Raw genomic sequence first — 20,582 nt, forward strand, 5'->3', positions numbered from 1 at the left:
AGGAACCCTCCATGGAACGCATAATCCTCGACGTGGATTCGGCCGGCGACGATATTCTCGCCGTGCTGTTTGCAGCGGTGAATCCGAAGCTGCGGCTCGAGGGCGTGACAACTGTGACGGGTGCGGCCGGCCCGATCGAGCAGGTCACCAACGTCGTCCTCAACACGCTGACGCTCGCCGGGCGTGACGACATCCCCGTTCACGCCGGCGCATGGCGGCCGATCGTCGGCAACGCCAAGGCCGACATGGAGGCGCCGGTCCATTTCGAAAAACGGCTTGTTGCCCGGTTCGGCGATCGCCTGGAGAAGTTCAACCCGCCGGCGCCGACGCCCGTGCGGCAAGCCACATCAGGACATGCGGTCGATTTCATCATCGGTACGGTCATGGCCAATCCGGGCGAGATCACGCTGGTGACCACCGGCCCGTTGACCAACGCGGCGATGGCCGTGTTGCAGGAGCCACGATTGACCGGCGCGCTGAAGCGGCTGATCGTGCTCGGCGGCAATTTCCAGACACCGGGCAACATCACGCCCTTGTCGGAATACAATATCTGGGCCGACCCGGAGGCCTCGCGCATCGTGCTGAACGCCGATGTCGAGAAGATTCTCGTCCCGCTCGACATCTGCGAGGACAATCGCGTCGCCGATTCGATGCTGACACGCGACGACATCGCCGACATGCAGGCCGTCGCGAGGGACAATCCCGTCCTGGAGATGATCGCCGACAGCTTTCCGATCTACATCGACATCTGGCGCGAATTCTTCGACCTTGTCGGCTTCCCGATGGACGACGTGATCACCGTGGCGCTGGCTTTCGATCCTGGCCTGGCGACGATGACCGAGCCGCTGTTTGCCGACGTCGTGCTCGACGGCAGGCTGGCGCGCGGCCAGACCGTCGCCTATCGCGGCCGGCAATTGTTGCCCGGCGGCGGACCCAGGACCACCCGCATCTGCACCGGCCTCGACGGCCGGCGTTTCCTCGATAGCTTCAAGAAAACCATAGCGCGCTACGAGCGGGCGGCGTGAAAGACGACATGATGATCAAGCCAACTCCCATCCTGTTCGACTGCGACCCTGGCCATGACGACGCCATTGCGCTGGTCATGGCGCATCGCTCTCCGGCCATCGAACTCGTTGGCGTCACCACGACCTGCGGCAATGCGGAGGTCGAGAAGACGACCGCCAACGCCCTGCGCATCCTGGAATATATCGGCGCTGGCGACGTGCCTGTCGCGCAGGGCTGTCACCGTCCGCTGGCGCGCCTGCTGGTGCTCGGCACCGCCGATGGTCCAAGCGGCCTCGAGGGCTCGCCCTACCTGCCGCAGGCGACGATCAAACCGGTCGATCGGCATGCGGTCGATTTCCTGGCCGACAAGCTGCGCGCCGCCCCCGAACCGATCCTGGTCGTTGCCACCGGCCCGCTCAGCAATATCGGCCTGATGATCCTCAAGCATCGCGATGTGCTGCCCAAGATCAAGGAACTGATCTGGATGGGCGGCGTGTTCTATCGCAAGAGCGAGATCATCACGCCGACCGAGTTCAATGCGTTCTGCGACCCCGAAGCGCTGAAGATCGTTCTGGACAGCGGCGTGCCGATCCTGATGGTCGGCCTCGACGTCACCATGCAGGTGCTGGTCGAGGCGCCGCAATATGCCGAACTCGCCACCATCGACACGCCACTCGGCCGGCTCGTCAACGACTGGCTGCTGTTCTACGAGAAGCTGCATCGCGACTCGATGGGCGTCGGCGGCGCCATGCATGATCCGCTGGCGCTGGCGCTCGCCATCGACCCGACATTGGTGCGCATGCGCCCTGCCCATATCGGCGTCGATCTGTCCGGCACCTACGCCTTCGGCGCGACCATCGCCGATTTCTGGAGCGAGCGCGGTGAAAAGGACAATGCCCGCATCGCATATGAGGTCGATGCGGACCGTTTCTTCAAGCTGATGTTCGATCTGCTGCGGGACTGAACATCTCGCGGGCGGAGGGTCACGTGGCTAGCGGAACAGATATTTCGACACTTCCGGGTTGCTGCGACGCCACATCACGTTGTCCAGGAAGTAGTGATGCACGTTGATGAATATCCACGCTATGAAGAGGAAAAGCGACGAGCCGAGCACCTGTTTGTCGTAGGGAACCAGGGCGGTCAGCGCCATCGGCACGAGCCAGAACCCAAGCGCGCCAAGAATTGTGCCGGCGACGATGAATATCAGCACCCGCAGCCTGTACAGCGGCCCGAGAATGGACAGGACCTTGAGTCCCGGATCCCTGGCGGCATCCGCGCGGTCGCGCTCGACGTTGGTCTGGTAACGCCAGACCACCGCCAGGTACTGCAGCGAATGGAGCGCCGGCACCACAAGCAGCCAGAGCGGATTTATCGTCACGAACAGGATCCAGGCATAGAGGGTGACGACATAGGCGACGACGCCGTTATACGGCAGCGCGCCGCCATGCTTGCGCCACCGATTGACGAACATCACGACGGTGGCCGCCGAGGAAGCAGCGGCGACCGCGAGCGCGATGTTGAGGAGCCATGGCGGGACAGCGAATGTGTAGTAATCCAGGCCCCAGAACTGCCTTTCGGTGATCACCGCGTTTGTCTGGAGCCAGGCGAACAGCCACACGGCATAGCCGTTGAACAGCAACACTTTCTTGTCTTGATCGCTGAAGAATTTGCGCTTCAACACGGCGTCCACCATCAGCATGCCGTAGCCTTGCTTGACGTAGTGCCAGCCCACGAAAAAGCCCATCGCATTGGTCGCATATCCCAGCAGGCGAGCGTTCCCGGTCACGGAGCCATAGGCAAAGAAAGCGCACATGATCAGCGGGACGAAAATGCCCGCGAAAATGTAACGAAGCTGGAGATTCCTGTCGTACCCATCACCGCGCACCTTGCGCGCGAAATTGCGATAGAAAATCTGGTACGAATGGGCAAAGTGCGGCTGGTTTATGAGATGCGACAGCAAGAACGCCGTCAACGCCACCAGACCTTCGTATTTGAGAGGCACAAAATACAGGACCGGCAGGATCAGGAACGCGCTCCCGCCAAGCATGAAAAAGTCGATGAACGGACCAAAGAGATATTTCTGCGGGGCGACTGAGACCGGCGCATCCGCCGAAAGGTGAAGTGCCATGCTGCCTTCTCCCTGTGATCGTTTATTTAGCCATCGACCTGATCGATCGGCAAGGTCCCCGGGTTCCGAACTCAGGTTGACGAAAAACCTGACGACAGCCAGTTCGGGGGTGTCGGCGGCGCCGTTCATGATAGGAATTTTTTCTTGACTCCGTGCCCTCAGCTATGGTACATATTCGTCCATGGTGCTGATTTGCGCCAGTGACCCGCCGCCAGGCGGGTTTTTCGTTTCCGTCAGTCTATGCGCCGGCGAAGACTGCGAGGGAACCCGTTAACCCGCGTTCGTAGTTCTGACCGGCTACCGACTCTGGGATGGGATTTCGATTCGCGTCGAGCGCGGCCAAGGTTTCGCTATGAGTCCGGCAACGATCCATATGATCGGCGTCGCCAGCATCGAAGCATATCCGTCAATCCCATAATGCCAAGCGAGAAGGACTGATCCCAGCTGAATTACGATCAAAAAGGCGACGCCAGCCCAACGCAGCGGGCCGCCAAAGCGCCAGAGATAGATGGCATTCAGAGTTGCTATAGCGACGTGAAGCGAGGGAAAAGCGGAAATCCCGCCGCCCAATCGGGGGCCGTCCAAGGTGACCTCAGCAAGCAGTGCCTGCTGGGTCTGGAGCGCCCAGATAGGATAGGAGACATCAGTCGCGTGAAGATAATCCATCAGAGGGGAAAATGTGGCATTGCCATAAAATGTCATGACGAAAGCTGGCCCAACGGATGCGAATAACGAAGCGGCCAGATTGCCCAAAAGCGCCCAGGTTAGGACAAATGCCACCAAATATTGCGCCCTGACACGTGGATTGCCGACGGAGAAGGTGACGCAAAACAATACGACACCCATCACCACGAACCATAGGTTGTAGAAGAAATTGGCGGCAAGCGTTACCGGGCCGTAGCCAAAAAAAGGATGCAACAACAACCAAGCGTCGGCGCCGCCATGTATCGCTCGGTCAATTGCTATGAGTGTGGAGTCGGCATAGAACGGCATCATCCTGCCAAGGTCGCCCTTCATACTGGTAAAAAGGGAAAAAAATACCGGCAAAATTAGCATGACCGGCAAGCCAGTGACGAGTCTTTTGGGCAAATCATTGGCGACCAGTCGGTCCCAAAGGGCGGGGAATAGTCGCTGCGGTCGCTCAAGCATGACCCGCGTTGCAACAACAACAAACAAAATCAAGGTTACACCGAAACCAAATAGCCAGAAGGGCTCGCTGTAGAGCCGGACGTTGATGGGTATAACCCAGTGCGAAGCGGCGGCACACGCCGCCAGCGTATAGACGATCACCGTGACAAAGAACGACGAATTGGCGCGCCATGTAGCCGTACTATTGCGCTGTACAATTCCGGTTGCGGAGATCATCAAGGTGTCGACCTAGCATTAGAGAGCCGTGGCTTCAGCAGCCATGGAATAAACCAATTGGAACCACGATACCTGCGGGGCATCAAACACCACGAAGGCATAGTTGTCCGTGCCTTGACTCGAGTTCAACCAGCCGACCCTGGACCCGGAATCAGAGCGATATAGGCTAAAAACGCTATCGCGCAGATCGAAGCGATCGAAATTGGTACGCCGAACGGCACGACGCCCTTGCGGTCCAGATGCTGTACATAAACACGGAAGGCACCTTGCGGCAGCAAGAATGGACTCTTCACAACGACCGCCGTGGCCAGTGCGAAAACCAACAACAGCACCGAAAACACGAGCAGCCCGCTTCCACCGATCAGAAGGGGCACCACGGCCAGCAGTTTGACATCGCCGGCGCCAATCTTGCGTAAGGCCCAGAACGGGAAGAGCGCGACGAACAGCAGAAGCCCGGCACCGGCACTCAGTCCGATGTCCCACCAGGAACCAGACCGGAGCGCCAACAGCAGCAGCGACCCCGCCCCCAGGCAGAGCAGCAGCAACACGTCGCGATTGGATATCTTCTGGGTGGTGAAGTCGAGCCAGGCAATCCTTGCCAGCAGAGGGATGGCGAGGACCTTCAGCAGCAGGGATTCGACGAGCAACATGCTAGCGCTCGATGTTCTGCACGCTCGATGACAGCAGCTTCAGATTGTTGGCGACGGTCGGATCGTTGGGCGCCAGTTCATAGGCCTTGAGGAAATTCGAGCGTGCGTCCTGCAGCTTGCCGCGCAGCAGGTAGGAATAGCCGACATTGTTGTAATATTCGGGCGTCGCGCCGACCAGCTTGAAGGCCCTGACATAGGCCCGGTCCGACAGGTCGAAGCGGTGGATCCGGTCGGTGCAGGCGGCCAGTCCCATCCAGGCATTACCATCATTGGGCGCCAGCTGCGTCGCCTTGAAAAACAGCGCACCGGCATTGCCGTAGTTTTCGGCGCGGAACTGGTTCTTGGCTTCGGCAACAGCCTGGTCGGAGGCGTAATATTCGACGTCGCCGACCGTCTTCAGCCCGTCGAAAGCATCGCCAAAGGACGTTACGTCGCCTTTCGACGGCTCGTTGGTGCGAACGACACCGTCGGTGGCGTCGGTCTGGCAGCCGGCAAGCACCATCATCAACAGACTGGCTGCGGCCGCGATAGCCCTCTTCATAAATGTGTCCCCTAGGGTCCCCGACTCACATTAGGATAAAATCATATACCTAACTAGAAGAAAACGCCTCGCATGCGAATGATCACCGGTAACATGATCACCATCATTACCACAGGAAAAATACAAAGCCCCAATGGGATCATCATTTTGACCGGCAGCGAATTGGCGCGCTCCTCGGCACTGAGAATTCTCTGGCTGCGCATTTCTTCGCTGTAAACGCGCAAAGCGTCGGTCAGGCTAGTGCCGAGTTCCTCCGATTGCCGGAACAGTACGGCCAAAGCCCGCGCCTCGTCGAGTCCGATACGGTCAGCGAGTTCGCGCAGTGCTTCTCGCAGCGGCTTGCCAGCACGCAGCTGCAGAGTCATGATCGAAAGTTGAATGCCGAGCCATTTGTGGGTGCCGGCCAGTTCGCCACTGACACGTTCGACGGCCGCCTCCAGGCTCATACCGGCGTCGGCACAAGTGATCATCATATCCATGAAATCCGGAAAGCCGCGACGATAGGTCTTTTTTTGCCCGTTCTCAAAGCGATCAAGCAGAATGCTTGGGATCACGATGCAGCCGAGGCCGAACAAAGCAGACCCGGCCAAAGTCACGAAACCGGGCAATTGCGGCGGCAATAACCTGGACAGAAGCGCGTAGGCAGCTAAAAACCCGATACCGACTGCACCAAGCCGCGACAAAGTATAAATCAACGGCGAACTTGCCTGGTAGAATCCGGCCCGAAAGAGTTTTGCTTCCAACGCGCTTGGCTCGTTCCGCTCCTTCTCCATCGATCGGAAATACGACTCGACTGGACGCTGCGCCGAAATCTTGGCAATCTGTTCCTGGCCAACGAGCGACCGGCGGTTGGCAATTCCCTCGGCCATCAGGCTTTGCGCTACTAGCTTTCGCGTCTGCAGCGCCGGCAAGAAGATAAGCGCACCGAACAAGAAAAGCGCCACCGCCGCCACGAAGACGGCAATGGAAACCAAGAGACTCAGGTCTTCTTGGATGTTCGAAAACAGATTTATGGCACGCTCCCTTCAGAAATCAAAATTGACCATGCGATACATGATAAAGTCGCCGAGAAGGGCCCACAGGCCAAAGGTCAAAAATACAGGCGTGATCATTGGGCTCTTCCATACCCCCCCATAGTAACTCGGAGATATAACGAGAAGGATTCCGAACATCACCAGTGGAAACAATGAGATGATCCACGCGGACACTCGGCCCTCGGCCGAAAGCGCCCTGATCTTCAACCTGAGTTTCTGCCTTTCGCGCAGCACCGACGAAAGATTGGACAATATCCCGGTCAAATTGCCGCCGGTCTTGGCCTGAATCGATAGCGACACCGACAGCAGATGAAGGCCCTCGAAGCCAACACGTTGGGATAGTTTTCGTACGGCCTGCTCCATGCTGAGGCCAAAGGTGATTTCGTCCGCGACGATGCCGAACTCGGTGCCGAGCGGATCCGGCATTTCACGGGCGACAAGACCAATCGCCACCGAAGCCGGATGTCCGGCGCGCAACGAACGAACGATCATGTCAAGTGCATCCGGCAATTGCCTCGCGAACTTCTGGATTCGCCTATTACGAGCGCGGCGGAGAACGAGAAGTGGCAGCACAAATCCGACCACCAGAAAAACGACAAGTGCCACCAAGGTCGAGAAGCCCAGTATCATCGACAGAAATGATGCCAGTACTAGCCCGGCGAGGAGGAAAATTGCGGCGAAAGCCAACGGGTTTCCAGTAATGCCGGATTGTGTGTAGAGCCGGTTCAGCCCGACCAGACCAAAGAGAAAGTCACCCGACTCTGACAGCCCGCGTTCGCGTAGCAATCCTTGCAAGGTCCGTTCGGCCGGAGCGTCATCAGCCAGCCGCCTCAGCCGATGATTGATCGTGCCCATCCGTGACCGGCGATTAGCAAAGGAAAGATACAGCGCCTCGCCGGCAAGAATGACCGATGCCGCCGCGAGCACATAGATAAAGTAGAGCAAGGCCTGACCAGTCAACATCAGAGCGCGACCTGCGGATTGAAAGCGTCCTTGGCAAAATGATGGCCGAGCGTCGCGGCCTCCGGAGCGAAGCGCGGACGGACACCTGTGGCGCGAAAATCTCCGATGACCTTGCCCTCGGCTGTGACCTCGCGGCGGACGAAATGATAAATTTCCTGAAGCTGGACGACGTTGCCTTCCATGCCGGTCAGTTCCGATATGGACACGACTCGCCTTCCGCCGTCCGAAAGACGCTGGGTCTGGACAATGATGTCGATGGCGGAGGCGATCTGCGCCCGGATCGAATCGTGCGTCATCGGCATGCCGGCCATGCCGACCATCTGTTCCAGCCGCGAGATCGCATCGCGCGGCGTGTTGGCGTGGATGGTGGTCATCGAGCCTTCATGGCCCGTGTTCATCGCTTGCAGCATGTCGAAGGCTTCCTCGCCGCGCACCTCGCCGACGATGATGCGGTCCGGCCGCATACGCAAGGCGTTTTTCAGCAATTCGCGCTGGCGGACCTCGCCCTTGCCCTCGACATTGGGCGGGCGCGTTTCCAGCCGCCCGACATGTGGCTGCTGCAATTGCAGCTCCGCCGCATCCTCGATGGTTATCAGACGCTCCCTGGCCGGAATATAGCTCGACAGAGCATTGAGCAAGGTCGTCTTGCCGCTGCCGGTGCCGCCCGAAACCAGGATCGATTTGCGCGCCTGCACCGCGATACGCAGCATGTCGATCATCGGCTGCCTGATCGAATTGAATGCCATCAAACGCTCGAGCGAATAGGGATTTTTCGAGAATTTGCGGATCGATACCAGCGGGCCGTCGACCGAGACCGGCCGCACCGCGATGTTGACGCGCGAACCGTCTTCCAACCGCGCATCGACCATCGGCGACGATTCATCGACACGCCTGCCAATAGCTGAAACGATCTTGTTGATGACACGCAGCAGATGCGCCTCGTCCCGAAACCGGATCGGCGTTTCTTCGACGATGCCACGCCGTTCTATGAAAACGCGCTTGTGGGTGTTGATCAGGATATCCGTAATGGAATCATCCTTGAGCAGTGGCTCGATCGGCCCCAGACCGAGCATCTCGTCAGCTGTGTCGCTGGTCAGTTGATCGAGTTCGCGTGCGTTCAACGGCACCGCACGAGCGCGAACGAACTCGCGAACGATCGGACGGATCTCGTTCAGGATCTCATCCTTGGAAGCGCTTTCAAGAGCGGTCAGGTTGAACCGATCGATAAGGTGGCGATGAAGTTCGACCTTGAGCGTCAGAAAATCGTCGCCATGCGATTCAATATCACCGGCTGGCGCCGGAGCAACAGGCAGCACCGCCAGCGGCTGGACCTTTGTCACTGCCTGCTGTTCGCTTGGCCCCTTGATGAACCGCCCCAGCATAATTGCTTATACCCTCTTTAGACTCACATTAGCGAAAACTAACTGTTAACCACCGGGGGCACAAGCGCCCAGACGCCCCACGCACAGCCAATACTTTCTACATAGTTAAGAGCAAACGCCGGGAATAGCGTGTTTATTTGATATGCCTGCCCGTTCGCGGTCAGAGCGTCGACGCCGTTTTCCGCGTCCGTTTGTTTTTCGGCGCCAAACCGCCCCGGAAAGGCTGCTAAACCCTTAGATATAAAGGAATATGCATAATAGCTAATGCTTCCCTAATTTCGCCACACCCACGGCGAAATTGTGAACGGATGGTTAAGGACGATCGAATAATGAAAAGAATCAATCCCTTGCCAAGATCCGAGTTTGCAATCTTCTTGCCGAATCACGTATAGGAAAGTTAAGGAACCCTTAATGTCGTTTGACTCTGCAATTTCTCGGGACCTAGGATCGAGATGACGGGGGATGCTTGGGTATGGATTTCATCCTTTGCTCTGTCTCGTCGGGTTCAACTCCAAAGGGAGAAATTGACATGAAGAAGCTCATGACGATGACCCGGCAGTTCCGCGACGACGAAAACGGCGCTGCTATGGTCGAATACTCGATTCTGATTGGCATCATCACAGCAGCGGTGATCACCTTGATCATTGCTGTCGGAGCATGGGTGACTGGTGCATGGACCGTCCTGGTCTCAAACCTGGGCTCCGTGCCGAGTTGATGTGACATTGGGCGCTCCAGGGCTCAAGCCGCCCTGGAGCATCTCCCTCCCCCGGCAAAGTGACAAAAGCTATGCGCGCAAACACCGTTATCATGATTGTTCTCGCCGGCGTGTTCGGCGTTCTGGCGGTGGTGCTCGCCAATATCTGGCTGGCCAGCCAGCGCAGTGCCATGGCGAAGGGGGATGGTGTCCAACGCGACACGGTCGTTGTGGCTGCCGTCGCGCTGAAATTCGGCGACACGCTGACATCCGACAAATTGCGTGAAATCGCCTGGCCGGCAGGCGCGGTTCCGGCCGGCGCCTTCAACACGACGAAGGAAGCTCTGGCTGGCGAAGGCACAAAGCAGGCGCTGCAGGCCATCGGCGCCAACGAGCCTATCCTCGCCACCAAGATAACCGGCCCCGGCCAGCGCGCCACGCTTTCGGCGGTGCTGGGCGAGGGCATGAAAGCAGTCTCCATTCGCGTCAACGACGTGCTTGGCGTCGCCGGTTTCGTCTTTCCGGGCGACCGGGTCGATGTGTTGCTGAAACGAACCGCGCGGGGCGATGGTGGCGCGGACAGAAGTTTCGTCGACGTGTTGCTGCAGAGCATTAAGGTGCTCGCCGTCGACCAGGTTGCCGATGAGAGCAAGGACAGCCCGACAGTCGTGAAATCGGTGACGCTCGAGGTCAGCACCAAGGATGCGCAGAAGCTGACCCTGGCAGCCGGCGCCGGCCAGTTGTCGCTGGCGCTGCGCCAGGCCGCAGCCAGCCAGGGCGAGACGACCGAACGGGTGACACTTTCCGACCTGACCGGCGACACGCCGGCCGATGTCGCCGCCAGGCAGGCCGAACTCGACAAGAAGGCTGCAGCGGAAGCCGCTGCCGCCGAGGAGCGCAAGCGCGCGGAAGACAAGATCGCCGGTTTGACCCAGGCCGTGGAACAAGTGGGAAGCCGTCTCGACCAGTTGAGCAAGGTGAAGCCGGCGCCAGCCGTGACATCTGCGCCGCAGGTGAGAGAAGTTGTCAAGGAAGTGGTCAAATATGTGCAGCCGGAACCACCGGCGCGGGCGACAGTCGGTGTCTTTCGAGGTATAAAGCTTGAAACATATGATGTGCCGCGACAAAAATAACACCGGCATATCAGATATGTGGAGTGCGAATCAGCCGGCGAGGGGGTAGCGTTAATGCGCGTGTTTCGGGGATCACTGACTGCCGTTCTGGCCTTTTTCTGTGCGTTGCTGTCATTGAGCTTCGCAGTTCACGCTGCAGACCGCTTCATTGACGTGTCGACCCCTGCCGTCCATCGTATTTTCCTGCCGATGTCGCAATCGGTGACGATCCAGGTGAGTGCCAATCTGGGTGACATCGTCGTTGGCGACGAGAAGATCGCCGATGCCCAGCCGATGACCGACCGCACGCTCTATGTCATCGGCAAGGGCACCGGCACCACCACCGTCAATCTGTTCTCCACGGACAAGCGCTCGCTCGGCGCCCTCCAGATCGAGGTCGGCGTCGATGTCAGCGACATGGCACAGGCGATCCGGCAGGTGGCGCCGAAGTCCCGCATCGAAATCGGCTCGGTCAACGGCAAGGTGAGACTTGCCGGGCATGTCAAGGACGGTGCCACGCTGGCCTCGATCCTGGAGGTGGCGCAGCAATACGGACCCGACGCCATCATCAACTCGGTCATCGTAGACGACAGCCAGCAGGTCAATCTGGAAGTGCGTGTGCTGGAAGCCAAGCGCAATGCGGGCCGCGATCTCGGCGTGTCGATCAAGAGCACGAACGGCGATGGCACGACTAAAACCGGAACCGGCATCGCCGCCGTCGACGAAGACAAAGTCGTGCTCGGACCGGGAGCTCTGCTCAGCAACCTCCTGTCCAAGTCCACTCCCTTCGGAGCGCTGCTGACGCGCGTCATCGACAGCAACATCAAAGTCGACCTGTACATCGAGGCGCTGGAGGCCAAAGGCGTGGTGCGCACGCTGGCGAACCCCAACCTCACCACGCTTTCCGGTGAGGAAGCCAGCTTCAACGCCGGCGGCGAAGTGCCTATCCGCACTCTCGACAAGGATGGCCAGATAAGCATCGTGTACAAGCAATTCGGCGTCAATCTGGTGTTCACGCCAGTCGTTCTCGACGACGGCAAAATCCACATGAGGCTGGCGCCGGAAGTCAGCGACCTAACCAGCTTCACCACCGCCGGCGACCCGATCTTCACCAACCGCAAGCTGGAAACCGTCGTCGAACTGCGCGACGGCCAGAGCTTCGCGGTCGGCGGACTTCTGTCCAGCAAGACCACCAAGCTCCAGAACCAGGTGCCCTGGCTCGGCCAGGTGCCGGTTATCGGCACTCTGTTCCGCAATTCGAGCAACCAGAAGGAAGAAACCGAGCTGGTGGTCATCGTCACGCCGCACGTCGTGCGGCCGGTGAAGCCCGGCGAGCAACTGGCGACGCCGTTCGACAAAACACGGCCCGCCAACGATCCGGAATTCTTCGTGCTCGGCCAGCTTGAAGTGACCAAGGATATGGTCCGCAAATATGAACTGGGCGAAGGCGTCACCGGCCCCTACGGCCACATGCTCGACTTCAAATCGAAGGACAAGATGCTCTATGTCAAGAAATAGCGCCTTGATCCTCGTTCTGTGCGCCGGTGCGCTGTCTGGCTGCGCCGCGGACTATTTGAACCACTACGATACGGTGACCCTGGCCGCCGGCGACACGCAGAAGTTCAATTCGATGCTGCAGACGGTCGACCCGCTCAATCCGGCTTCCAGGAACACACATATCGAAGGCGACGGCACGCGCGCCGCGCTTGTTGCGCGTAACTACAAATTTCCGCCACCGCCACCACCGCCGCCTGCGATCACGGTTAATGTCGGCACACCTACGAACTAAGGCATAGAAGGATGCGGTTTCGACGCGTCAGGTAAACGAGGGATCCTGGCGCAATGGGAACAGAGAGTACGGTCATGTTGAGGACCATCAGAGCGTTTTGGCACGACCAGAGGGGAATAGCGCTGATCCTCGTCAGCATCATGTTGCCGGCAATCATCGGTTTCTCCCTGCTAACAATCGACATGAGCCGGGCGAACAATCTGCACAACGATTTGCAGAAAGGGGCGGACGCGTTTGCCCTGGCCGGTGCGGCGGAACTGGACGGCAACCCGGATGCCATCATCCGCTCCGATCGGGCGATCGCCAATCTCATCGACAACACGTATAAGTTCTCCAACGTGGGGCCGATACAGACACTGACAAATGCCGGGATAACCCGCCGCTACCTGCGGTCGCTTCCACCCAACGACACTGACGCGATACGAGTGGAGGACGTGATCACCGATGAAGTCGGCGGCGCCGGAGAGGCAGAATTCGTCGAAGTCACCGTGAACCCGACTGGGTTTTCGGCGATCTTCCCTGCTTCCTTCCTGACCGGCAGCACCGCCGACAACAGCTTCAATGTCAGAGCCACTTCAGTCGCCGGTTTTGCCGGCGTAGTCGTCTGCGACATGACGCCATTGTTCATCTGCAATCCGTTCGAAGGCTCAGGCATTCCCCTTCATCAGGTCGTCAGCGATCAGAATTTTTACAGGAAGGGCATAAAGCTGGTTCAGGGCGGAGGCGCGGGAGCATGGGGACCGGGCAATTTCGGCTTCCTCAACCCGACCGGCGTTCCCGGCTACGGCGCCGGCGATTTGGCCGATGACATCGCGCAGGCTGACACACCCGAATGCATCAATTCGCGCGGGGTCAACATGCGTACCGGCGGGCCGCAGCCGGCCGTGCGCGACGCAATCAACGTGCGCTTCGACATTTATGGCGGGCAAATGCATAGCAACGATCCGCTGATTCCGCCGGCGCCCAACGTGCGCAAAGGCTACAAATACAAGAACTCGAAAAATCCGAACGCCTGCAACATGGATCCGGTGACGTCGTCGGATGCTGAGTGGCCCAATTACCGCCACATGACCCAGGACACCGCCTACGATAGCACCTATGACCGCATCGGCAACGGCATGTGGGACTATGAGGGCTACATGGCGGCCAACGGGTTCACGACAGCGGACATGGCCGATTTCGTGGACAGTGAAGGCAACGCCTATTCGAACGCAAACCCGCCGTCTCGCTACGATCTCTATAAATATGAGCTATCGACACGCGGAACAGGGAACGACTTGGTTGCAAGCCCCTCGCTGGGCGGCGAAACAGGCGCGGCGGCATGCCACGCCAATCCCTCGACCGACCCCGACCGGCGACTGATCTACGGTGCAATCATAAACTGCATCGAACACGAGGAAGATCTCAACGGCGCCAGCGGCGACCCGATCCCGGCCGTTGGCTTCGCCAGTTTCTTCCTGACGGAGCCGGTCGACAATGTGAGGACCAATGGCGACATCCTTGCGGAAATCGTCGACATCGACGGCATTGAAGGCAGAGGAACCATGGTCGGGTTCGCCAAAGACAATGTCCAACTTTACCGCTAAGCGCACCGGGATCCTTCGGCGACTCGCCCGGAAATTCGGCCGCGAGGAGCGCGGCGCGATCCTGGTCGAGATGACTCTGATCACACCATTGATGATCGCGCTGTCGGCGGGTGTATTCGAGTTCGGCACCATCATCCACCGGAAGCTGCTGATAGAAGTGGGCCTGCAGGACGCAGCACGGTACATGGCACGTTGCACCACCGGCTTCGCCACCGTGAATTGCACGACGACGGCTGAGAATATCGCCAAATATGGGACGCCGGCGGCCGGGACCTTGAGAGTGGCCGACTGGGACACCGACGAGCCGGTCGTCATATCAACCTATGACACCACCAATGCGGTCAATCCCGACACCGGGCTGCGGGACTATCGAGGGACCGGCGCGACTGTCCGCACGATCCGCGTGACCACCACCTACGCATATGGGGCTACGTCGATGCTCTCCTATATCGGTATCGGTCCCATCACCATCACCGCCTCACATGAAGAGCGATTTATCGGGTATTAGCATGCGACCATCGAGTGATTTCAGACAAGAGGAGTGCGGAGCAGCCATGGTCGAGGCTGCAATTGCCATGACACTGCTTCTTACACTGACGCTTGGCTTCGTCGATTTCGGGTATGCCCTCTACCAGTGGAATGCCGCGAACAAGGCGGTTCAAGTCGGCGCGAGGGCAGCCTCCATTTCCAATCCAGTTGTTGCCGCGCTTGCCAGCGCAGCGGGCACCGCGGATACGGCACTGGTAGGAACGGCGATGCCAGCCGATAGCTATTCATATTCTTGTACGGGCGCCGGCGTCTGTTGTACCGGGGCGGGCGTCTGTACTTCTACGCTCGATCAGCCGAGTTTCGACGCGATCTACAATCGCATGATCGTGTTCTTCCCCAGGCTCCAGCCGGCGAATGTCAGGATCACCTACTCGGCGACCGGCCTCGGCTATTGGGGCCGCCCAGGCGGGCCGGTCCCGACAGTCACGGTCAGCCTGGAGGGTCTTACCTTCCAGTTCTTCTTCCTGCAGGGACTGATGAGCTTCACCAACATCACGATGCCCTCCATGCTGAGCACGGTCACGGGCGAAGACATGAAGAGTACCTGGCCATGAATGCCATCAACACCAAGGTTACGCCGACCAAGCGGAAGCAGGTTGCGCTGTTTTCGTCGGATCCTAATTTCAAGCGCGATGTGGCGACGCGGCTCGATGCGCTGGCGATCTACGATGTCAGGGTTTCCGAGACTGATGATTTTCTCAAGGGGCCGCCGGCGGATACGCGCCCGGGCATCGTCATCCTCGATCTCGGCAATGGCGAGTTGCTCGGCAGGCCGGGCATTGTCGAGGCGCGCACGCTGTGGGCGACCGTGCCGCTGATCGCGGTTTCCGACGAGCTGACGTCGGAACGGACGCGCGTGCTGGTGCGCATGAACGCCTCGGACTGGCTGCACAAGCCGCTCGACGGCAAGGAGCTGCTCAACGCGGTGACCTTCCACGACACCGGCAACCAGGGAACGAAAAGCCGGATCATCACCTTCATCGGCGCCAGCGGTGGCGCGGGTGCCACGACGCTGGCGCTGTCGGCGGCCGAATTCCTGGCTTCGAAATCGGCGGAGCGCGCCACTTCCACCTGCCTGGTCGATCTCGATTTCCAGAGCGCCAATTGCGGCGCCTATCTCAATCTGTTCAACCAGTTCGACCTTGCCGGCATCATCGGCCAGCCGGAACGGCTCGATGTCGAGCTGATGGATGTGATCAAGCTGTCGCGCCCGTCCGGCCTCACGCTCTACGCTTTCGAGAGGCCGCAGCTGCCGTTCGAGCCGCATGGCAGCGATTTCGTCTTCCGGCTTCTGGACCTCGTCGCCTACCGCTTCGACGACATCGTCATCGACCTGCCCAATCTCGAAACGCCCTGGCACAATTCCGTGCTGTCGACGAGCGACGAGATCTTCATCGTCTTCGAACTCAATGTCGCTTCGCTGCGGCAAGGCAAGCGGCTCTACAAGAAGATCCGCGAGCTGCGCGGCAATGCCGTCAGCATCACGCTGGTCGCCAACAAGCACAAGCGCAAGTGGTTCGGGAACCACTTTTCGCGCAGCGAGCTCGAAAAGATATTCAAGGCGCCGCACATCAAGTCGGTGGCGCTGGACAACGCGCTTCTGACCGATGCACTGAACAGGGCCATCCCGCCATCGGAAGTGGATGGGAGGGCGCGCTTCAACAAGGATCTGAAGCGGATGTTCAAAGAGCGGCTCGATGACGCTGCCCGATAGATATCGGATCGCGAGATATCGGATCGCTGGGCGGCTCGCCGGCGCCTGCGTGCTCGGCGTGGCGCTGGCGCTGTCCGTCCACGATTTCGCCGACGCGCGATCGGGACTTGCCGAGCGGCCGCCGCTGCCGGCGATGGGCCCCAGCCTGCGCAAGGCCGTTGCCTTTCCAACCACCGAGCAGCCGGGAACGATCATCATCCGCAAGGATGAGAAGGCGCTTTACCTGGTGACCCGCCAGGGCCAGGCGCTGCGCTACCAGATCAGCGTCGGGCGCGACGGGTTCGGCTGGACCGGCGTCGTCAAGGTGGGGGCGAAGACCGAATGGCCGGAGTGGCGCCCGCCACAGGAAATGCGGGCCCGCCAGCCGGAGCTGCCGAAAATGGTGCCCGCCGGTCCCTACAATCCACTCGGCGCAAGGGCGCTCTATTTGTCTCGGGACGGGCGCGACACGCTCTACCGCATTCACGGCACCAACGATCCGTCAGGGGTCGGCTTCGACGGGACATCGGGCTGTTTTCGGCTCACCAACACGGATGTGATCGATCTTTTCAAGCGCGTCGCGGTCGGCGCAAAGGTGGTGGTCCAATGACGACGATCAGCGAACCGGACATGCCGGCGATCGACATCGGAAACCATGAGCAGCGCGAACAGGGCGCCATCGAGAAACCCAGCAAGACAAAGACGGTTGGCATTCTCATCGCCAGCGGTGCCTTGCTGATCACCGCCGTCAACATGGCGGCCGCGATCTATCTCTATCGCGGCATGAGCGACCTGCGTTTCGTCGAAGCGCGGCTGGAGCAGCTCGGCGCGTTCGAGCAGCGGATCGCGGCACGGCTCGACACGGTCAATAACGGCTTCCAGAGCAGGTTCGAGAAACTGGACAGCCAACTGCAAGGCAGCTTCAACGAGATCGATGGCAGCATTGCCCGGCTGGGACAGAATGTGCCGGTCGCCGGCGGCGAGGCCATGCCGAGTGCGGCGGAACCGTCCGAGATCACCACCAGTACGCTGGCGGAAGCGCCCGAAGCTCTCGAAGGCGAGAGCGAACCGAGCGTCATCGAAGCGCCGCGTGCGCCGAGGAAGAGGATCGCGCCGGCCTCGCCCCCTGCCCCAAGCTCCAACTACCAACGCATGGAGCAACCTGACGGCAAGGTCTATTACCGCAGGATCAACTAGACCGCCTGGAACAGTTTAGAGATCGCGCTGCAGGGCCAGGCTGCGGATGATCCGGGCTTCGGTCCGCGCCCGCGCTTCGCCGAGGAAGGCGATGTGGCAGTATGCACAGGCCGTGACGCCCAGAAGCAGCACCAGGCTGTTCTTCAAGGTGAAATCGACCGTCAGCGAGAATGGAAGACCGCTCGGCGACGTGAACGCGGCAATCGTGCTCGCCGTTTCCGGATGACTGCCGACCGCGATCATCAGCCCGGCGAAAATCAGGGCGACGTGGTTGGCGAGGAAGAAGAAAGCCGACCTTCTGGTGTTGCACGCCATCCAGCAGACGATCGATGCCGCGGCAAGGATGGCGGCGTCGAGAGCCATCGAGCCCCCCAGATTGACATCGACCTGCTGCCAAAGCATCGTCGCCAACGGACGCAGTTCAAGCCATATCCACCATGCGGTGGGGCTGGCTGGATAGGCTCCCAGCAAGAACGTCGCCATGCGCTCCCCTGCCAGGATCGCAAGAATGAGAAACGGGAAGGCAAAAAGCAGAAGCGGCTTGCGTTTCATGTTCCCTCGACAATCTGCCAGCCAAGATAGACTGCATAGATTGCGCAAGGCTTAACGGCCGACGGTCGAGATAGGCCCAAATCGGCTTATGACGAAAGCCGTTCCGCATGCCATTTCAGATGGTCGTCCATGAAACTGGAAATGAAGAAATACGAGTGGTCGTAGCCGTCCTGCATGCGTAGCGTCAGCGGGATGCCAGCCTTGGCGCAGGCCGCTTCCAGAAGCCAGGGCCTCAGCCCGTCATTCAGAAATCCGTCCGACGTTCCCTGATCGATGAGAAACCCCGGAAAACGGTGTCCATCCTCGATGAGCGAAGTGGCGTCGCAGCCGCGCCACGAGGCGTCGTCGTTGCCGAGATACTTTTCGAAGGCCGGTCTCGACCAGCCGGCGGTGGCTGGCTGCACGATCGGCGCAAACGCCGAGCAGCTTTTGAAGCGCTCTGGATTTTTCAGCGCAATCGTCAGCGCCCCATGGCCGCCCATAGAGTGGCCAAAGATCGCCTGGCGCCTCATGTCGGCCGGAAATTCCTGCGCGATCAAGGCCGGCAGTTCCTCAGTGACATAGGAATACATGCGATAGTTCTTCACGTAGGGCTCCTGCGTCGCATCGACATAGAAGCCCGCGCCACTGCCGAACTGCCAATTGCCCTTCTCGTCGGGAATGTCGGCACCACGCGGACTGGTGTCGGGACAAACGACGATCAGGCCAAGCTCCGCGGCCATCCGCCTGTATTCGCCCTTGTCCATCACATTGGCATGGGTGCAGGTGAGGCCGGAGAGGTACCACACTACGGGGCAAGGCGCTTCACGGGCCTGCGGTGGTACAAAAACGGCAAAAGTCATGTCGCAGGCGCAGGCATCCGAAGCGTGGGAATAGACGCCCTGCACGCCGCCATGCGACCTGGCGGCGGAGATGATCTTCATCTGTTCTGACATGTGCTTTTTCTCCGCCAATTTCAAAACGCCAACCATGGTCGCCGTCAATACGGCATCGGTCGGGATCGCGGCAACCCTGGAGGATGGACCATGATCCGGATTCCGTGGGGTGACGCATGTCTGGTCGACCGGCGGCGCGGGCATTCCGGAATGCCAATCGCGCCGCCGGTCTTACGCCGATGCTGGGGAAGCCGGTATTTGGGAACACAGAGCTTTCAGCGGGGCGTATGGCTCAAACCGATCAGTAGACCACCACGCTGCGGATGCTTTCACCGGCATGCATGAGATCAAAGCCCTTGTTGATGTCCTCGAGCTTCAGCGTGTGGGTGATCATCGGGTCGATCTGGATCTTGCCGTCCATGTACCAGTCGACGATCCTCGGCACATCGGTGCGGCCGCGCGCGCCGCCAAAAGCGGTGCCCATCCAGGTCCGTCCGGTGACCAATTGGAACGGCCGCGTCGAGATCTCCTGGCCGGCGCCGGCCACGCCGATGACCACCGACTTGCCCCAGCCGCGATGCGAGGCTTCCAGCGCCTGGCGCATCACCTTGGTGCTGCCGGTGCAGTCGAATGTGTAGTCGGCACCGCCGATCTGGTCGGCGCCGCGCTTGGTCATGTTGACGAGGTGCGGCACGACATCGCCGTCGATCTCCTTCGGATTGACGAAATGCGTCATGCCGAACTTCTCGCCCCAAGCCTTCTTGTCGTTGTTGAGGTCGACGCCGATGATCATGTCGGCGCCGGCAAGTTTTAACCCCTGGATGACATTCAAGCCGATGCCGCCGAGGCCAAAGACGACCGCGGTCGCGCCTTGCTCGACCTTGGCGGTGTTGATCACAGCCCCGATGCCGGTGGTGACGCCGCAGCCGATGTAGCAGATCTTGTCGAAGGGGGCGTCGGGATTGACCTTGGCCACCGCGATCTCAGGCAGCACGGTGAAGTTGGAGAAGGTCGAGCAGCCCATATAGTGGAAGATCTTGTCCTTGCCGATCGAGAAACGCGACGAACCATCCGGCATCAGGCCCTGGCCCTGCGTGGCGCGGATGGCCGTGCACAGATTGGTTTTTCGCGACAGGCAGGACGGGCACTGCCGGCATTCGGGCGTGTAGAGCGGGATGACATGGTCGCCCTTCTTGACCGAAGTGACGCCCTTGCCGACATCGACCACCACGCCGGCACCCTCATGGCCGAGGATCGCCGGGAACAGGCCTTCGGGATCGGCGCCGGAAAGCGTGAATTCGTCGGTATGGCAGATGCCGGTCGCCTTGATCTCGACCAGCACCTCGCCCTCGCGCGGGCCGTCGAGGTCGACCTCCATGATCTCCAGCGGCTTTCCGGCAGCGACAGCAACTGCGGCGCGGGTTTTCATCTTTTCTCTCTCCCAAAACTTGTTCTTGCCGAAGCCAT

22 protein-coding genes are annotated in these 20,582 nt (G+C 59.9%); 12 read left to right on the forward strand and 10 right to left on the reverse strand.

The window, feature by feature from the left end; genetic code table 11:
• Nucleotides 1-11: 11 nt before the first annotated feature.
• Together NKI73_RS11370 and NKI73_RS11375 are read left to right on the forward strand one after the other, a co-directional pair.
• A complete protein-coding gene (locus NKI73_RS11370) occupies nucleotides 12-1,025 on the forward strand; it encodes a nucleoside hydrolase (RefSeq protein WP_352629530.1) in 1,014 nt (337 codons plus the stop codon).
• A gap of 8 nt (nucleotides 1,026-1,033) precedes the next feature.
• Nucleotides 1,034-1,969: a nucleoside hydrolase gene (locus NKI73_RS11375; protein ID WP_502905626.1), complete on the forward strand. Its 936-nt coding sequence runs from the start codon at nucleotides 1,034-1,036 to the stop codon at nucleotides 1,967-1,969.
• 27 nt (nucleotides 1,970-1,996) lie between these two features.
• Here the strand turns inward: NKI73_RS11375 and NKI73_RS11380 are convergent, their stop codons facing one another.
• The 7 genes from NKI73_RS11380 to NKI73_RS11410 all read right to left on the reverse strand — a co-directional run bounded on the left by NKI73_RS11380 (nucleotide 1,997) and on the right by NKI73_RS11410 (nucleotide 9,068).
• Nucleotides 1,997-3,262, reverse strand: a complete 1,266-nt coding sequence (locus NKI73_RS11380; RefSeq protein WP_352629534.1) for a hypothetical protein — start codon at nucleotides 3,260-3,262, stop codon at nucleotides 1,997-1,999.
• Between the two features lie 168 nt (nucleotides 3,263-3,430).
• Nucleotides 3,431-4,498 carry a phosphatase PAP2 family protein gene (locus NKI73_RS11385; RefSeq protein ID WP_352629536.1) on the reverse strand — a complete coding sequence of 356 codons (1,068 nt, stop codon included), beginning with the start codon at nucleotides 4,496-4,498 and terminating at the stop codon, nucleotides 3,431-3,433.
• A gap of 125 nt (nucleotides 4,499-4,623) precedes the next feature.
• Nucleotides 4,624-5,148 carry a prepilin peptidase gene (locus NKI73_RS11390; RefSeq protein WP_352629537.1) on the reverse strand — a complete coding sequence of 175 codons (525 nt, stop codon included), beginning with the start codon at nucleotides 5,146-5,148 and terminating at the stop codon, nucleotides 4,624-4,626.
• 1 nt (nucleotide 5,149) lies between these two features.
• Entirely contained in the window at nucleotides 5,150-5,689 is a 540-nt protein-coding gene (locus NKI73_RS11395) for a tetratricopeptide repeat protein (RefSeq protein ID WP_352629539.1), read from the reverse strand.
• Nucleotides 5,690-5,742: 53 nt separating this feature from the next.
• Nucleotides 5,743-6,696 (reverse strand): type II secretion system F family protein, encoded by a 954-nt coding sequence (locus NKI73_RS11400; protein WP_352629668.1) that lies wholly within the window; start codon nucleotides 6,694-6,696, stop codon nucleotides 5,743-5,745.
• 18 nt (nucleotides 6,697-6,714) lie between these two features.
• Complete coding sequence (locus tag NKI73_RS11405) at nucleotides 6,715-7,686, reverse strand: type II secretion system F family protein (protein WP_352629540.1); 972 nt, start codon at nucleotides 7,684-7,686, stop codon at nucleotides 6,715-6,717.
• The gene (locus NKI73_RS11410) at nucleotides 7,686-9,068 is read right to left on the reverse strand and encodes a TadA family conjugal transfer-associated ATPase (RefSeq protein ID WP_352629541.1); all 1,383 of its coding nucleotides are present in this window, start codon (nucleotides 9,066-9,068) and stop codon (nucleotides 7,686-7,688) included. The genes NKI73_RS11405 and NKI73_RS11410 overlap by 1 nt, the downstream gene beginning before the upstream one ends.
• Before the next feature lie 529 nt (nucleotides 9,069-9,597).
• On the opposite strand from NKI73_RS11410, the gene NKI73_RS11415 reads away from it, so the two are divergent.
• The 10 genes from NKI73_RS11415 (at nucleotide 9,598) to NKI73_RS11460 (ending at nucleotide 17,688) form a co-directional block, all read left to right on the forward strand.
• A complete protein-coding gene (locus tag NKI73_RS11415; RefSeq protein ID WP_352629543.1) occupies nucleotides 9,598-9,783 on the forward strand; it encodes a Flp family type IVb pilin in 186 nt (61 codons plus the stop codon).
• A 71-nt stretch (nucleotides 9,784-9,854) separates the two neighbouring features.
• On the forward strand, nucleotides 9,855-10,895 hold the full coding sequence (gene cpaB, locus NKI73_RS11420; RefSeq protein ID WP_352629545.1) for a Flp pilus assembly protein CpaB: 1,041 nt from the start codon (nucleotides 9,855-9,857) through the stop codon (nucleotides 10,893-10,895).
• A gap of 54 nt (nucleotides 10,896-10,949) precedes the next feature.
• The gene (locus tag NKI73_RS11425) at nucleotides 10,950-12,392 is read left to right on the forward strand and encodes a type II and III secretion system protein family protein (protein WP_502909558.1); all 1,443 of its coding nucleotides are present in this window, start codon (nucleotides 10,950-10,952) and stop codon (nucleotides 12,390-12,392) included.
• A complete protein-coding gene (locus tag NKI73_RS11430) occupies nucleotides 12,379-12,663 on the forward strand; it encodes a hypothetical protein (RefSeq protein ID WP_352629549.1) in 285 nt (94 codons plus the stop codon). The genes NKI73_RS11425 and NKI73_RS11430 overlap by 14 nt, the downstream gene beginning before the upstream one ends.
• Before the next feature lie 74 nt (nucleotides 12,664-12,737).
• Complete coding sequence (locus tag NKI73_RS11435) at nucleotides 12,738-14,249, forward strand: TadE/TadG family type IV pilus assembly protein (protein ID WP_352629551.1); 1,512 nt, start codon at nucleotides 12,738-12,740, stop codon at nucleotides 14,247-14,249.
• The gene (locus NKI73_RS11440; protein WP_352629553.1) at nucleotides 14,230-14,757 is read left to right on the forward strand and encodes a TadE/TadG family type IV pilus assembly protein; all 528 of its coding nucleotides are present in this window, start codon (nucleotides 14,230-14,232) and stop codon (nucleotides 14,755-14,757) included. The genes NKI73_RS11435 and NKI73_RS11440 overlap by 20 nt, the downstream gene beginning before the upstream one ends.
• A gap of 46 nt (nucleotides 14,758-14,803) precedes the next feature.
• Nucleotides 14,804-15,352, forward strand: coding sequence for a TadE/TadG family type IV pilus assembly protein (locus NKI73_RS11445; protein ID WP_352629555.1), 549 nt, complete (start codon nucleotides 14,804-14,806; stop codon nucleotides 15,350-15,352).
• Nucleotides 15,349-16,512, forward strand: a complete 1,164-nt coding sequence (locus NKI73_RS11450) for a CpaE/TadZ family protein (RefSeq protein WP_352629556.1) — start codon at nucleotides 15,349-15,351, stop codon at nucleotides 16,510-16,512. Before NKI73_RS11445 ends, NKI73_RS11450 begins: the two co-directional genes overlap by 4 nt.
• On the forward strand, nucleotides 16,496-17,101 hold the full coding sequence (locus tag NKI73_RS11455; protein ID WP_352629557.1) for a L,D-transpeptidase: 606 nt from the start codon (nucleotides 16,496-16,498) through the stop codon (nucleotides 17,099-17,101). Before NKI73_RS11450 ends, NKI73_RS11455 begins: the two co-directional genes overlap by 17 nt.
• A complete protein-coding gene (locus NKI73_RS11460; RefSeq protein ID WP_352629570.1) occupies nucleotides 17,098-17,688 on the forward strand; it encodes a hypothetical protein in 591 nt (196 codons plus the stop codon). Before NKI73_RS11455 ends, NKI73_RS11460 begins: the two co-directional genes overlap by 4 nt.
• A gap of 15 nt (nucleotides 17,689-17,703) precedes the next feature.
• Here the strand turns inward: NKI73_RS11460 and NKI73_RS11465 are convergent, their stop codons facing one another.
• From NKI73_RS11465 to NKI73_RS11475, 3 genes are all read right to left on the reverse strand, one after another.
• Complete coding sequence (locus NKI73_RS11465) at nucleotides 17,704-18,240, reverse strand: hypothetical protein (RefSeq protein ID WP_352629577.1); 537 nt, start codon at nucleotides 18,238-18,240, stop codon at nucleotides 17,704-17,706.
• 86 nt (nucleotides 18,241-18,326) lie between these two features.
• Nucleotides 18,327-19,175: an S-formylglutathione hydrolase gene (fghA, locus tag NKI73_RS11470; RefSeq protein ID WP_352629579.1), complete on the reverse strand. Its 849-nt coding sequence runs from the start codon at nucleotides 19,173-19,175 to the stop codon at nucleotides 18,327-18,329.
• A 241-nt stretch (nucleotides 19,176-19,416) separates the two neighbouring features.
• Nucleotides 19,417-20,544 carry an S-(hydroxymethyl)glutathione dehydrogenase/class III alcohol dehydrogenase gene (locus NKI73_RS11475; protein WP_352629581.1) on the reverse strand — a complete coding sequence of 376 codons (1,128 nt, stop codon included), beginning with the start codon at nucleotides 20,542-20,544 and terminating at the stop codon, nucleotides 19,417-19,419.
• Nucleotides 20,545-20,582: the final 38 nt, after the last annotated feature.

Origin of the sequence: Mesorhizobium sp. M0496 (assembly GCF_040321205.1) — a bacterium.
Lineage (GTDB): Bacteria > Pseudomonadota > Alphaproteobacteria > Rhizobiales > Rhizobiaceae > Mesorhizobium.